Source organism: Streptococcus sp. GMD6S, assembly GCF_000297015.1.
Window position 1 is genome coordinate 1 of the sequence record NZ_AJRH01000244.1, and the last position, 617, is coordinate 617.

1 pseudogene is annotated in these 617 nt (G+C 40.5%); it reads right to left on the reverse strand.

Annotated elements, in window-relative coordinates:
* Positions 1-617: pseudogene (locus GMD6S_RS09945) on the reverse strand (3-deoxy-7-phosphoheptulonate synthase); the annotation flags it as partial.

The window sequence follows — 617 nt, forward strand, 5'->3', positions numbered from 1 at the left end:
TAAATTTCGCGAACAAGTGCTTCTGTGTTGTCCCATCCGAGACACGGATCTGTAATGGACTTACCAAAAACTTCTGGTTCATTTTGACGTCCATCTTCTAGATAGGACTCAATCATAAAACCACGAACATATTTTTTGATCTTCTCATTCCAGTCACGGTTGATCAAGGTCTGACGAACGATACGGATTTGATCCATATATTGCTTACCTGAATTGTCATGATTGGTATCGATGATGATAAATGGATTTTCCAAGCCCATCTTTTCATACTGGGCAATAGTATCCATCAAATTGTCATAGTAGTAGTTAGGAATATTTTTCCCGTATTCATTCAAGGCACCGCGAAGAATGGCGTGGGACAATGGATTCCCTGTTGTTTCCACCTCTTTACCGAGGAAGAGGAAACTCTGTTTATTTTGCGCTGCGTAAATCCCGTTAAACATAACATTGAGATTTCCAGATGTGGGATTTTTAAATCCTGTTGAAAAATCTGCTCCACTCGCTACAAAACGGTGCTGTTGATCCTCTACAGAACGAGCTCCAACAGCCATATAAGAAATCAAATCATCCACCAGCGGAAGATTTTCAGGATAAAGCATCTCATCCGCTGTTGTCAT